This is a genomic window from Alkanindiges illinoisensis (assembly GCF_004377485.1).
In the GTDB taxonomy this organism is placed as follows: domain Bacteria; phylum Pseudomonadota; class Gammaproteobacteria; order Pseudomonadales; family Moraxellaceae; genus Alkanindiges; species Alkanindiges illinoisensis_A.
The window spans coordinates 1-13,772 of record NZ_SNTY01000010.1 but is presented as its reverse complement, the minus strand read 5'-3'; the positions used below and the strand labels follow the sequence as shown (position 1 = coordinate 13,772).

The 13,772-nt window shown below is 47.4% G+C and carries 14 protein-coding genes; 8 read left to right on the top strand and 6 right to left on the bottom strand.

Annotation, left to right across the window (positions count from 1 at the left end):
* Positions 1-53: 53 nt before the first annotated feature.
* The 3 genes from ybeY to miaB form a co-directional block, all read right to left on the bottom strand.
* Positions 54-542 carry an rRNA maturation RNase YbeY gene (gene ybeY / locus E2B99_RS02580; protein WP_240687697.1) on the bottom strand — a complete coding sequence of 163 codons (489 nt, stop codon included), beginning with the start codon at positions 540-542 and terminating at the stop codon, positions 54-56.
* Between the two features lie 233 nt (positions 543-775).
* A complete protein-coding gene (locus E2B99_RS02575; RefSeq protein ID WP_134243479.1) occupies positions 776-1,858 on the bottom strand; it encodes a PhoH family protein in 1,083 nt (360 codons plus the stop codon).
* Positions 1,859-1,939: 81 nt separating this feature from the next.
* Positions 1,940-3,391 (bottom strand): tRNA (N6-isopentenyl adenosine(37)-C2)-methylthiotransferase MiaB, encoded by a 1,452-nt coding sequence (gene miaB, locus E2B99_RS02570; RefSeq protein ID WP_134243427.1) that lies wholly within the window; start codon positions 3,389-3,391, stop codon positions 1,940-1,942.
* Positions 3,392-3,708: 317 nt separating this feature from the next.
* Between miaB and E2B99_RS02565 the strand changes: the two genes are divergently transcribed.
* The 4 genes from E2B99_RS02565 to E2B99_RS02550 all read left to right on the top strand — a co-directional run bounded on the left by E2B99_RS02565 (position 3,709) and on the right by E2B99_RS02550 (position 8,212).
* The gene (locus tag E2B99_RS02565) at positions 3,709-5,721 is read left to right on the top strand and encodes a lytic transglycosylase domain-containing protein (RefSeq protein ID WP_134243426.1); all 2,013 of its coding nucleotides are present in this window, start codon (positions 3,709-3,711) and stop codon (positions 5,719-5,721) included.
* Positions 5,722-5,941: 220 nt separating this feature from the next.
* A complete protein-coding gene (locus E2B99_RS02560) occupies positions 5,942-6,601 on the top strand; it encodes a ribonuclease I (protein ID WP_134243425.1) in 660 nt (219 codons plus the stop codon).
* A 199-nt stretch (positions 6,602-6,800) separates the two neighbouring features.
* A complete protein-coding gene (locus tag E2B99_RS02555; protein WP_134243424.1) occupies positions 6,801-7,787 on the top strand; it encodes a malate dehydrogenase in 987 nt (328 codons plus the stop codon).
* A 176-nt stretch (positions 7,788-7,963) separates the two neighbouring features.
* Entirely contained in the window at positions 7,964-8,212 is a 249-nt protein-coding gene (locus E2B99_RS02550) for a DUF2789 domain-containing protein (RefSeq protein WP_134243423.1), read from the top strand.
* A gap of 21 nt (positions 8,213-8,233) precedes the next feature.
* Here E2B99_RS02550 and E2B99_RS02545 read toward each other — a convergent pair whose 3' ends face one another.
* Both E2B99_RS02545 and E2B99_RS02540 read right to left on the bottom strand, forming a co-directional pair.
* Positions 8,234-8,767, bottom strand: a complete 534-nt coding sequence (locus E2B99_RS02545) for a hypothetical protein (RefSeq protein ID WP_134243422.1) — start codon at positions 8,765-8,767, stop codon at positions 8,234-8,236.
* 125 nt (positions 8,768-8,892) lie between these two features.
* Positions 8,893-9,555 (bottom strand): 2OG-Fe(II) oxygenase, encoded by a 663-nt coding sequence (locus E2B99_RS02540; protein ID WP_134243421.1) that lies wholly within the window; start codon positions 9,553-9,555, stop codon positions 8,893-8,895.
* Between the two features lie 181 nt (positions 9,556-9,736).
* Here E2B99_RS02540 and E2B99_RS02535 point away from each other — a divergent pair, with 181 nt between their 5' ends.
* From E2B99_RS02535 to E2B99_RS02520, 4 genes are all read left to right on the top strand, one after another.
* A complete protein-coding gene (locus E2B99_RS02535; protein WP_134243420.1) occupies positions 9,737-10,594 on the top strand; it encodes a 23S rRNA (adenine(2030)-N(6))-methyltransferase RlmJ in 858 nt (285 codons plus the stop codon).
* A 134-nt stretch (positions 10,595-10,728) separates the two neighbouring features.
* Positions 10,729-11,550, top strand: coding sequence for a CDP-diacylglycerol--serine O-phosphatidyltransferase (pssA, locus tag E2B99_RS02530; RefSeq protein ID WP_134243419.1), 822 nt, complete (start codon positions 10,729-10,731; stop codon positions 11,548-11,550).
* Between the two features lie 108 nt (positions 11,551-11,658).
* Positions 11,659-12,666 carry a protein-methionine-sulfoxide reductase catalytic subunit MsrP gene (gene msrP / locus E2B99_RS02525; protein ID WP_134243418.1) on the top strand — a complete coding sequence of 336 codons (1,008 nt, stop codon included), beginning with the start codon at positions 11,659-11,661 and terminating at the stop codon, positions 12,664-12,666.
* Between the two features lie 31 nt (positions 12,667-12,697).
* Positions 12,698-13,324 (top strand): sulfite oxidase heme-binding subunit YedZ, encoded by a 627-nt coding sequence (locus tag E2B99_RS02520; protein WP_134243417.1) that lies wholly within the window; start codon positions 12,698-12,700, stop codon positions 13,322-13,324.
* Between the two features lie 176 nt (positions 13,325-13,500).
* Here E2B99_RS02520 and E2B99_RS14700 read toward each other — a convergent pair.
* The coding region (locus E2B99_RS14700; protein WP_205669625.1) for a hypothetical protein at positions 13,501-13,772 on the bottom strand (272 nt) is incomplete at its 5' end.

Here is a 13,772-nt window from a genome sequence, read left to right as displayed (position 1 = left end):
CAGAACAACTAAAGCTTTAAAAATAAAATCAATTGAAAGTGAGTTTAGGCCTGTTATTCCATTTCATAGGGATTGCCAAAACCCAGTTGTTGTAATACCTGAATTTCCAGCCCTTCCATTTCAGCAGCTTCTTCTGCACCCAGTTCATGGTCATAGCCCATCAGGTGCAAGGTGCCATGCACCACCATATGGGCAAAATGCGCTTCAGGCGTTTTGTGCTGTTCAGCCGCTTCTTGCAAAACCACTGGAATACAAATGACCAGATCACCCAGCGGCACCTGATCCAGCATTGGCAGGATCTCTTCTGGCAATTCACTAGGAAAGGACAATACATTGGTGGGTTTGTCTTTGTGGCGATAATGCAGGTTTAGTGACTGGCTCTCAGAATTGTCCACCAGACGGATGCCAATGTCACAAGGCTGCTCAAAATCAATAGCCGTCAGGGTTTGTGCCACATATTTAATCACTACCGCCCGCTTGACCAGCAATTCAGGCGAACGGTAGGCATTTTGCAGGCCAAGTTTTATTAAGCGCTGGTTCACCGGTATCTCTTAAATATGGTTTGAAAAAGAATAGTTATTAAACATGATTTTCAATTGGGCAGGGCAGTGAAGTAAAAGACACTGCCCTGCAAGAATCATCACTTAATCGGGCATTTCAAGCAGAGCTTTTTATCTTGCGTTCCGACGGTGATTATTAATCAGCGTTTATTCCTCACTACCTCAAGCATATGAGACCTATAGGTCGCAAGGGTCTTGCAGCGCAGTGAGGATTCTTAATCCTCACTCAATTGCGCTTCATGCTGGGAATCAGCCGCCAGATCATTGGATAAAATGGCTTCCTGCTGACGAGCCTGTCTGGCACGTTTTGCTTCCATCGAAAGCTTCTGCTGCTGATCGTCAAAACCTTCATAGGCTTCAACAATTTTTTGCACCAGCTGATGACGTACCACATCACGGGAATGAAAGCGGGTAATGTGAATTTCATCAATGCCTTCCAGCACTTTCAGGGCATGTGCCAAACCAGATTGCTGGCCACGCGGCAAATCCACCTGCGTGATGTCGCCAGTGATGACTGCACGCGAACCAAAGCCCAGACGGGTCAGGAACATTTTCATTTGTTCAGGGGTGGTGTTTTGCGCTTCATCCAGAATCACAAACGAGTGATTTAAGGTACGGCCACGCATATAGGCCAGCGGTGCAACTTCAATCACCTGACGCTCAATCAGCTTGGCGACTTTCTCAAAACCCAGCATTTCATACAAGGCGTCATACAGCGGACGCAAGTACGGATCAATTTTCTGGGTCAGGTCACCGGGCAGGAAACCCAGCTTTTCACCAGCTTCCACCGCAGGACGCACCAGTAGAATACGCTGGATTTCGTTACGTTCCAGCATGTCCACGGCAGCAGCAACGGCCAGATAGGTTTTACCCGTACCTGCCGGGCCAATCCCAAAGGAAATGTCACTTTGCAGAATGCGTTGTACATAGCGGCGCTGGTTGGCCCCACGCGGCATGATCTTGCCTTTGCGGGTTTGCAGATAAACCTGAAATGAGGCTTCTTCATTCGGCTCAATGTCACGCTCAGTCTGGCTGCCCTGAATTAACAGGTGCAACTGGTCGGGACTAATGGCGCGGTTTTCTGCCGATTCTTCATAAAGGCGTTGCAGCAGTACTTCAGCACGTTCTACGGCTTCAAGTTCACCATCAACAATAAACAAATCACCACGCTGGGCAATTTTCACATCAAGACGTTGTTCAATCAGCTTCAGGTGAGCATTATAGGCACCCAGCATGGATTTTAAGCGTTCCAGCGTCACGCCGGAAAATTCAATAGTACGACGAATAGATGCTGTCAACATAATTCCTTTTTAGAGAAGTAAGCCACTTGAGCTTACGATAGCCTGCTTTCAAAGGTCAAGCAGTTCACGAGTCACGCATTAGCTGCTCAGTGCCTCAAGATTCAACAGCTCACCTTCCACCAGATTCATGCTTCTGATTTGGGTGATTTTGATTTCGGCAAAGCGGCCAATCCAGCTACTGTCACCCACAAACTGAACCAGTCGGGTATTGTCAGCGCTGCCAATCAGCATATCATGGTGGCGATCCGAGGGTTTTTCAATCAGCACACGCACGGTTTGCCCCAGCATGGCATTGGTTTTGTCGATGCTGGAACGCTTGATCACATCCTTAACCTGTGACAAGCGTACTTTTTTGACATCTTCAGGTGTGTCATCTGGCAATTCAGACGCCGGTGTTCCTGGTCGCTTGGAGTAAATAAAGCTATAGGAATGGTCGAAATCCAGATCTTTGATAAATTGCAGCGTCTCGGCAAACTCTGTATCGCCTTCACCCGGAAAGCCAATAATAAAGTCACTGGACAAGTGCATGTCCGGGCGAACCTGACGCAGGCGTGCAATCTTGTCGATATATACATCAATGGTATGGTTGCGCTTCATGGCAGCCAGCACCGCATTGGAGCCACTTTGAACCGGCAAATGCAAGTGTGATACCAGTTGTGGCAGGTCGGCATAGGCAGCAATCAGGTCATCAGAAAATTCCAGCGGATGACTGGTGGTATAGCGAATCCGGCCAATGCCCGGAATCTCACTGACCAGACGCAGCAACTGGGCAAAGTTGCAAATATCGCCATCAAAGGTTTCCCCGCGATAGCCATTCACGTTCTGGCCCAGCAAAGTGACTTCACGCACGCCCTGTTCTGTCAGACTCACAATTTCGGCCAGCACATCATCCAGCGGGCGGGAAACTTCCTCACCACGGGTATACGGCACCACGCAAAACGAACAGTACTTGGAGCAGCCTTCCATAATGGATACAAAAGCCTTGTAGCCATCTACCTTTGGTTCGGGCAGGAAATCAAACTTTTCAATATCTGGAAAGGAAATATCAATCAGGCTAATTTTCTGGCTTTTGGGCGCAGCCTTGTTTTCCTGATGCTGGTCGAGTAGTTGCGGCAAGCGATGCAGGGTTTGCGGGCCAAATACCATATCCACATAGCTGGCCCGTTTCTGGATCACTTCACCTTCCTGCGAGGCCACGCAGCCGCCAACACCAATAATGACATTGGGGTTGGCTTCCTTGAACTTGCGCCAGCGGCCCAGTTCACTAAATACTTTTTCCTGTGCTTTTTCCCGAATGGAGCAGGTATTCATCAGCAGCACATCGGCTTCACCGGGATCACTGGTGAGTACATACCCGTGTGAATCACCCAGCAGGTCAGCCATGCGGCTACTGTCATACTCATTCATCTGACAGCCTTGTGTTTCAATATAAAGACGTTTAACAGGCACATCAGTCCGGGCCAGATCAGGCTGGCTGCTGGCAATTTCTGTTGCACGGGATATTGAGGGGACGAAGGTTTGAACCGTCATGAATGCTCCTTGGGTTCACAATGGCAGGGCCAGCACAGGCCGTGTACGGTGAACAGGCGTATCAAGCTATAAAACGCGCAATTCTAGCATTTTGCCACTCAAATAACATGGGTTTGTCGGATAGAAATTCAGTGTTTACAAAAAGGACAGCCCGTTGCTGCAATGCTGTGAAGGGATGAAATGTTAAGAACGCCTGATTTATTAGCCAGCACGTTACACAAGCTCACTGTTGTCAGAGGTTCACGCCTTTTAGAATTAAGCTGGCACAATTGTTGGGCAGCAGCACATAACTTATCGCATAAATTAAGGTTGAAACTATGGCAGAATTGATAAGTCCTGATTTTCCAGAGGTTTATGTGTCTACAGTGAAAGAAAAATTAAAAAGCAAAGCAGCATGGGTGGTGAAAGTCGGACTTTGTGCAATCAGTCTGGGCATTGTGCAGGCACAGGCAGCTGACAGTGATTTTAATCAGGCGTTAATGGCTGCCAATAATGACAATATCAGCATGCTGGACAATTATCAGGCTTCCATGCAGGACAGTGTACTGGGCTATTATCCAGAATACTGGAAGCTGAACAGTGAACTGTCTACTCAAAGCCCGCAAGCGATTTTATCCTTTGTAACGCGCTATCCGAATTCTGCCATGTCAGAAAAACTGGCCGCCGACTATATTGAAGCCAAGGTGCAGGCAGGGGACTTTGCCAGTGCGCGGCCTTTATTGTCTTATGTTACTAATGCCGATGAAGCAGAAAGCTGCGCCATTGGTCAGGTACAGGCTATGGCAGGTGACCCGCTGGTATTTTCAGAATTTAACCGGGTATGGCTTAGAACCAACAAGCAGCCAGAAGCCTGTGCCGGACTGGCACGCCTGATGGTGAGCAGCCCTTTAAAGAGTGCGCAGGACCGTCAGCAGCGTCTATGGACCATGCTGCGGGCAGGCGAGCTGGGCAGTGCCGTACAGGTGGCGCAGGGTCTAGGCATTGCATTGGATTTTGCAGAACTGAATTATATTGCAAGCAATGCGTTTAATTATTTGCAAAATGCGCCGCTAGCCAGTAGCGCTGATCAGGCCAAATTCTTGTTTGCCATAGCGCGGCTGGCTGACAGCTCGGTCGATATGGCGGCAGGCCAGATTAATCAAAATCGTTCGCGCCTGCCACAGGATGTTATGCGATATGCTTACCGGATTGTGGCTTATAAAGCTGCTAATTCAGTCATGCAAAATGGCTTTAATGCCCAGTCGGTTGGCTGGTTTGACCAAAGCTATGGTTATCCGTTTAGTGATGAGGAAGCTGAAAGCTATGGCAGGCAAGCCATCCGCTTTGGCCAGTGGAATGCTGTACTGCGTGCTGTGGATAGTATGAGTCTGCCCTTGCAGCAGGAGCGCATGTGGCAATACTGGTTTGCGCGTGCCAGCGAACAGCGCGGCGGCGATCCAGGCACTCAGGGACAGGGCAAAGCTGCAGCCCGCGCGTTTTATACCAATCTGGCGCTGGAAGATGATTACTATGGCTTGCTGGCCCGGGATCGTCTGGGTCAATCATTGACAAAATTGGGCACCTCCTACAATCCCACCACACAGGACTTCCAGCGTCTTGGTGGCGATGTGCATTTCCAGCGCGCCTTTGCGCTCTATAATATCAACGCCTCAGCCAGCTATAGCAACCGTGAATGGAACTGGGCCGTAAGACAGGCCTATCTAAAACACGATGATGGCATGATTCTGGCAGCAGCTAGTCGTGCCAATAGCATGGGCTGGTATGACCGGGCCATTTATGCGGCGGAGCGAACCACCAAGCTGCACAATTATGACCTGCAGTTTCTGACGCCTTTTCGTGATCAGGTGATTCAGCACAGCAGTAATGTCGGTATTGATCCGGCCTGGGTCTATGGCTTGATCCGGCAGGAAAGCCGTTTTGTGCTGGCGGCACGTTCGCATGTGGGTGCGGGTGGTTTAATGCAGATTATGCCGGATACGGCAAAATGGGTAGCCCGGCAACTGGGTGAAAGTTATAGCAGCGCCGCGTTATCCAATATGCAAACCAACATCCGTTATGGCACGTTTTACCTGAGCCATATTCATGGGGAGTTAAGCAATCAGCCTGTACTGGCGACAGCAGGCTACAATGCCGGGCCAAACCGGGCCAGACGCTGGCAACCTACTGATATGCCGCTAGAGGCCGACCAGTACACGGAAAGCATTCCGCTGCTGGAAACCCGGGATTACGTCAAGAATGTCATGACCAATGCCACCTACTACGGGTTGATCTTTGGCAGAAACAACCAAACCATTGCACAGCGTATGGGAAAAATACCTGTTCAATACTGAGTTCGTAATTAGATTAAGGAAGTTGGCATGACAGGGAACGCCGTATCCGGGCAGAAAATCACAGCAGACAGGCCAGCGTTAGTGAGGCAGTGTGAAACAGCGATGTTCACGTTTGTTCAACACGATGGTGCTGTCAAAAGGCGAAAGCTGGTTTAACATAGCGATCCAAAATTTATGCGTTCAGCCTTTTTAACCTTTTTCTGGCGGGTGATTTAACCAAATGAAGTTACGGCATACACTGCTGGGTACAGTATCTGCTTTTTGTGTCTTGTCACTTACACAACAGGTGATGGGTGCAGAAAACGTACGTCCGCAGCGTTTTACGCTGGTAATTCATATGTCACCAGCAATGTGTGCACTGGATCCCAGCAAGCGCCAATTGCGCCAGTGTCAGGAAGGGTTTTCATTGACCATTGCTTCACTTAAGCCTGAAGTACCTGCCAGTGACGCAGATAAGTGTGCCAGCCGTACCCCGGCAGCGCTTAATCCCTTGCAGGCGCGTGTGGTTGAACGGGTCATGCCGGATGAACGCCTGCGGCAGGAAGACTGGCAGCGTAATGGGGGCTGTACCGGCATGAGCCCCAGCACCTATTTTAGAACCATTGCCAACTATGCCGGACGCCTGCGAGTTCCTCCTGAATTCAATGCGTCCAAAGAAATCACCATGCAGCGCAGTAGCCTGATCCGTCAGCTACAAATGCTCAACTCCACCTTGCCAGCCGATGGTATTCAGTTGCGTTGTGTCCAGACGGCACGTTTTAACGCCCCCGTCCTGACCGAAATGCGGGTTTGCTACAATAGTCAGGGCCAGTATGTCTCATGCCCGGCTACGATTCGCTCCAACTGTCCAGCCACCTTTATCGTGCAGGGTGCGCCTTAAGTCCTGACTTTATCTCAGGTCTGTTTTTGCGGTTTTTCATCAAAAATCCTGCGACTTTTGTAGATTTGCCTGCCCCTATACTCGCACCCGTCGCGTTAATCAAGTACAATCTTGGCGCCGAGATGAAGAGCCGCTGATATCTACTAGCGCTGCGTCTTGATCTACCAGACATTCCTTGTCCCATAATTGGAGAAACTACATGAAGCAACCTGTTCGTGTTGCCGTCACTGGCGCTGCTGGTCAAATTGGTTATAGTTTGTTGTTCCGTATTGCCAGCGGGGAAATGCTGGGCAAGGATCAACCTGTTATTCTGCAAATGCTGGAAGTTCCCTTTGAAAAAGCCCAGCAAGCGCTAAAAGGCGTGATGATGGAGCTGGAAGATTGTGCATTCCCATTGCTGGCGGGCATGATTGGTACTGATGATCCAAAAGTTGCATTTAAAGATGCTGACTATGCACTGCTGGTTGGTTCACGTCCACGTGGTCCTGGCATGGAGCGTGCTGAGTTGCTGGCTGTAAACGGTGAAATCTTCATCGCGCAAGGTAAAGCCCTGAATGAAGTGGCTAGCCGCAATGTTAAAGTGCTAGTTGTTGGTAACCCTGCCAATACCAATGCTTACATTGCCATGAAGTCAGCGCCTGACCTGCCAGCCAAGAACTTCACTGCCATGCTGCGTCTGGATCACAACCGCGCGTTAAGCCAGATTGCTGCCAAGACTGGCAAAGCTGTGGCTGATATTGAGAAAATGGCAGTATGGGGCAACCACTCTCCAACCATGTATGCGGATTACCGTTTTGCCACCATCAATGGTGAAAGCGTCAAAGACATGATCAACGATCAGGAATGGAATGCCAAAGTATTCCTGCCGACTGTTGGCAAACGTGGTGCTGCCATTATTGAAGCGCGTGGTCTGTCTTCTGCTGCTTCTGCTGCCAATGCCGCCATTGATCACATGCGTGACTGGGCACTGGGCACCAATGGCAAATGGGTAACCATGGGTATTCCATCTGATGGTTCTTATGGTATTCCTGAAGAGGTAATGTACGGCGTGCCAGTAACCTGTGAAAACGGTGAATATACTCGTGTAGAAGGTCTGCCGATTGACGAATTCAGCCGTGAAAAAATGGATGCCACACTGGCTGAGCTGGAAGGCGAGCGTGCTGCAGTTGCTGACCTGTTAAAATAATAGTCTGGCAATAGAAATACCAAAGCCCTGATTACTGTCACGTGATCAGGGCTTTTTTTTGTGTAATCCATCATTAAAAAATAAAAAACGCACAATAAGCTACGTTTTGTTGCTTGTCATTTTAGCTGTCTGGTCTATAAATTTTATGATCAGATTTAATAAATTAGGAGTTAATCATGATTGTTGGGTCACCAAGTCTGGAAACTTTATTTGAGCAATTGGGGCTGGATTCTTCCGAAGAAGCTATTGAAACGTTTATCCATACCCATCAGTTGCCGGAAAATGTCAAACTGGGCGATGCACCGTTCTGGACATCAGGCCAGTCACAACTCCTGAAAGAAAAATGGCATGGCGATGATGAGTGGGCACCAATCATTGACCAGCTAAATACCGAGCTACATCGTGACTCCATGCCAAAGGCATAACCTTGGGCATCGCATTCATTTTTAATGAAGATGCGCTTTAAACAAATCCTGATACCATGATTCATGCCGATATGAATCCAGTTCTGGGGCTTGTCTGATGCACGCAATATCTGTATTGGGAAGCTGCATCAGACGGGTCAACCAGTGTTTCACCAGTGACGGGTGCTTTTCAGTGGCACTCAAGCGCGCCAAAGCCAGCAAGATTTCCGCACTTGGATGATGTGATAGTGGCTTGATCACCTGCCGGCTGATTATCAGATAGCGTTTTTCCTGAGTCACATGATAAAACTGCAAATAGGTTTCACCCAATGCTGCACTCAGTTCCACATGTTGCTCAAGGCTATTCACGTCCATCAGGGCAATTTCCAGCAATGCTGCGGCTTCAGTTAAAAAATAAAGCTGTTCCTGTTTCTGATGGCTATACTGCACCAGCGCGATGCGCAAATTGGCACGGAGTTTAGCCAGTTCCGGGCTTGGATGGGTTAGAAACTGCTGATCGGTTTCACCAATTTTTCTAACAAGATCAGCACTACTTTGATGAGAAATAGGAGTCATGGTTTACCTGTTTTAGTGAATAAAAACAACGTACATCAACTATGCATAATTTGGGAAATAGCTAGAGCCAGAAATAATTAAAGCCAGCGCTCTTGAAAAACCGAGAGATGCAATTTCAGAAAGATTTAAAACAATAGTTCATCGCGGCGTAACCAACCTGCAATAGAGCGACGTTCATGAGTCGCTGGGCAAACTTCGTGCAGCAAGTTACTTTGAAAAATAACCAGCCGATTAGGCATTGGCAAAATGTTGTGCCATTGCTGCTGATTATCCTGTAAATGCAATTCGCCGTGCCATCCAGGCTGCCAGACTGGATTAAGATAAAATACTGTGGAAATTACCCGCGACTGTTGCTGCGTCAGTGTTGTAGCATGCAGCCTATTAGTAATGTGAAAATCATTACTCACGGGATTATCACGGTGCAGCTTGTAAAAATCCCCAACTGCATAGGCCGCATAATGTGCTTCGACACGACGAATGCCTGAATATAACTGTTGATTGAGGTTGCTACCCAGTTTTTCAAGTAAAGCCAGATAGCGTTTGCCTGCGCTGTCTTCAGGTTGTAGCCAGCGGGTGGTATCACCGCGAATGGCCTGATTTAAGCCACCTTGCGCAATCTTGGCCTGCTGGAACTCGGCCTGAAGCTGCATTGATTCCTGCATGAGGGCTTCAAACAGGGCAGCAGGGCAGGCGTTTTCAATAATACAAAAACCTTGCTCCACCAAAGCGTGAAGATTAGGGTCACTGAGCCAGTAATCGGCCTGCTCAAGATGATTTATAGTGTGCATGAAAAATAAAATTAAACTCAAAAGCGGAGTTGATTGTAGCCTTAAATTAAACCATGCGGGCAGAAGTAGCTATTTTGCAATGCGACACAGTATGCAGCCGAATGCGATTGGATCCATTTTAGTAGCTACTTCATGCTACCATTATGCCAAATCTGATAAGCAAGGCGTTTAAATTACAATCATGAATTATCGACATCATTTTCATGCTGGCAACTTTGCCGACGTCATGAAGCATGTTTTGCTGATTGAGCTGTTAAACCGCTTGAATGGCAAGGACAAGCCTTATCGTTATATTGACACCCATGGCGGCGCAGGCCTGTATGACCTGTCGCGTGCACCTGCACAGAAGTCGGGTGAATATCTGGAAGGAATTCATCGACTGGTGCAACTGGATCGTTCAGTGATTCAGCAGGCACCACAGGCAGTTCAAACTTATCTAAAAGACGTTGAAAAATTACGTAGTCAGCAAAGCAAGGGCTGGTATCCGGGTTCACCGTGGTTAGGCACGCAGCATATCCGTCCACAGGATGCAGGCACAGTGTTTGAAATGCAGCCCGATGTGTTTTATGACCTGAAAGACAATATCCGTGATTCCCGCTTTGGTATTCATCAGCGCGATGCCTATGAAGGCTTGCTGGCTGTGATTCCGCCCAAGGAAAAGCGCGGGCTGGTGATGATTGATCCCCCGTACGAACTGGAACGTAAGGACTTTCCACAACTAGTAGAATTGCTGACCAATGCCTATAAAAAATGGTCTACCGGTGTATTCGTGCTGTGGTATCCCATCAAGGATCGCAGCATGATTGAACGGTTTGAGAAAAAAATGCTCAAAACCGGGATCAAAAAACAGCTGATTTGTGAATTATGCGTTTGGCCGGATGATACCCCGGTGGGCCTCAATGGCTGCGGGCTGTTAATTATCAATCCACCCTGGCAATTTGCCGATCAGGCCGAAGTCATTTTGCAATGGCTGTTCCCGCATTTGCGTATGACAGAAAATGGCGGGCATGCGGCGGTACGCTGGCTGGCTGCTGAATAAAACTGGCTGCCTTGCAGTCATGTAGGGCAGCTTTGTACATTTGTTGTCGTTAAAGGCTAATGAAAGCAACAGCATACTGCGATAAAATCACATTTTTTAATAATGCATCCATAAAAAGATCCGGGAGCTAATCCATGTCACAGCCTTCAAATCTGGACCCTCATTCACAAAAGCCGCTGGATGAAGACCATGATGGATTAACTTTTGAAATTGTTGAAGAAGAACAAACCCAGGAAGGCCACAAGATCAAAAGTCGTGGTATTTACCTATGGCCTAACCTCATTACCACAGCAGCGTTGTTGTCCGGATTTTATTCCATTATCGCCAGCAGCAACAATGAATTTACCCATGCGATTCTGGCCATTTTTCTGGCTGCATTGCTGGATGGACTGGACGGGCGGGTTGCGCGCTGGACGGGTGCTCAAAGTGCATTTGGCGAGCAGTATGATTCGCTCTCGGACATGCTGTCATTTGGCGTGGCACCTGCCATGCTCATGTATAGCTGGGCATTGGAACCCTTGGGTCGTATTGGGCTGGCCTGTGCCTTTATCTATACTGCCTGTGCAGCTTTTCGTTTGGCACGCTTTAACGTACAGATTGGTACGGTAGACAAGCGCTATTTTATTGGTCTTGCCAGTCCGCTGGCTGCCATTCTGGTCATTACTGCTGTATGGGTAGGTATCGACAATGCCAGCCTGTTCAATATTTCAGATTTATTCTGGCAGGTGGTGTATGCCGCTGTGGTGGTAATTGCCGGTTTGCTCATGGTAAGTAATGTCAAATATTTTAGCTTTAAGCAGCTAGATCGCAAGCGTGTGCCTTTTGCCGTTATGTTGCCAGTGGTGCTGGTATTGGTTGCGGTTACCTACAATATCCCGATTGGTATTTTAATCGTGGCGCTGATTTATGCTGTATCTGGCATTGTGACCACCATTACCCAGCGCACTGCCAAATAGCCCTTAACCCAACACGGTGCAATAACTTTTTTCTAACAAACTTCTGCTTCTGTTGTAGCCTGACTCATACTAGGGTAGGAAAACTGGCCACAACAGATGAGAAGTTTTATGCTAATTCAACAAAAACAAAAATCTGAGCCAGCATCCAGCGAAATTACCTCTGAAACGGCTTATTTAAATCGTCGTCAATTAATGACACTTGCTGCGGCAGGTTCGGTGGCCAGCCTTTATCCATTAGGCGCTGCCCATGCAGCAGGAACTTATCAACCGGTTAAAGAACGCAATGATGCGCCACTGTATTTGCGTAAAAAAATCACTGCGCGAAAAATTGCTGCCACCAATCCCACGCAAAATATCATTACGCCCTACGATGCAGTCACCACCTATAATAATTTTTATGAATTTGGCACTGGCAAATCTGATCCGTCAGCCAATGCTGGCACGATCAAGGTTGATCCCTGGCGCGTTAAAGTGGACGGCTTATGCAACAAGCCGGGTACATTTAACCTTGAAGACATTCTGTTACCCTATACACTAGAAGACCGCATTTATCGGTTTCGCTGTGTAGAAGCGTGGTCGATGGTCGTGCCTTGGCTGGGTTTTCCACTGGCACAGCTCATCAAGCGTTTTGAACCCAAAAGTAATGCACGCTTTGTTCAGTTCACTACATTACTAGACCCAAAACAGTTGCCCAACCAGACCAGTAATGATTTGGATTGGCCTTATATTGAAGCCTTGAGACTGGATGAAGCCCTGCACCCTTTGGCTTTTATGGCCGTTGGTTTATATGGTCGTAGCTTGCCAGACCAGAATGGCGCACCATTTCGCCTGATTGTGCCATGGAAGTATGGCTTTAAGTCCGTCAAATCCATTGTCCGGATCACGTTTACTGATAAAGCACCTGTCACCACATGGCTTGGACTTGCCCCACAGGAATACGGTTTTTACGCCAACGTCAATCCCAATGTCGATCATCCACGCTGGAGTCAAGCACGGGAGCGGCAACTGCCTAATAGCCTATTCAATCCTAACTGGAAAAAAACCCTGCCTTTCAACGGCTATGCAGTAGAAGTGGCTTCACTCTATAAGGGCATGGATTTAAAGCGCTTTTATTAATAATCAAATGATGCGGTAAAACGTAAATAAAATGATGGACAAAAAAACAGTAAATACGCTTATTCACAAATTAAAGCCGCTCATGTTTGGCGTATTGCTACTGCCATTCTTATGGATGGTTTATCAGGCTGTATTTGCGCCACAGTTTTTAGGTGCAGATCCATCAAAATCACTGGTTGACCAAACCGGAGAGTGGGCAATCCGTAGCATCCTGTTTGCGCTGGCAATTACGCCACTGCGTATTTTAACCGGCTTAACTGGCTGGATTCACTGGCGCCGAATGGCGGGACTGTTTGCCTTTTTTTATGCTTTGACGCATTTTCTGGTATATATCGGCTTTTTCCTGCAACTGGATTTATCACGCATTTATCAGGAAATTATTCATCGTCCCTATATTATCGTTGGTGCAATTGCATTGGTGCTATATCTGCCATTAGTCATTACTTCTACCCAGCAATGGCAACGCCGCCTAAAAAGAAACTGGACCAAATTACACAAGCTGGTTTATCTGATTGGCATTCTTGCAGTCATTCATATGACATGGCTTAAAAAGGTTGGATTAATGGATACCTGGCCGTATGCATTAATTTTAGTGACACTCTTACTCATAAGGCTAATTCCCAAGCTAAAGCAGCAAAAAAATAATAAATCACGCTAAAAGCATTAAATTTCCATAAATCAACAGCTAAGCTTAGAGTAAAAAACCTAGGCCGTTCATAAAGTGTCCGCTTGTTGAGGTAGCGATAAAATAAGTATTGACGTTGAGATGGGATGGTCTATAATGCACCCCACAGCGACGCTGAACTTGATAAAAACCTGTTGAAAAACAAGTAGTTAAGTGAAGTGGTTGGTTTTAGGTTGTGTTGATTGCGGTTGTTTTTTGAATGATTTTAGCGGGTTGCATTGACCGGTTAAAACAGGATAAAAAAAGCGGTTGACAAGCGGTTTGAAATGAGTAGAATGGCCGACCTGAACGATGCAACACTGACGAGGTGTTGTGAATTTACCAAGAGATTGGTGGATTGATTCATTAAAAGATTGTAAAGAACAACTTGTGTGGATTTTTACGGGTTCTTGGCGATGATAAATTATCATTGATTTGAACT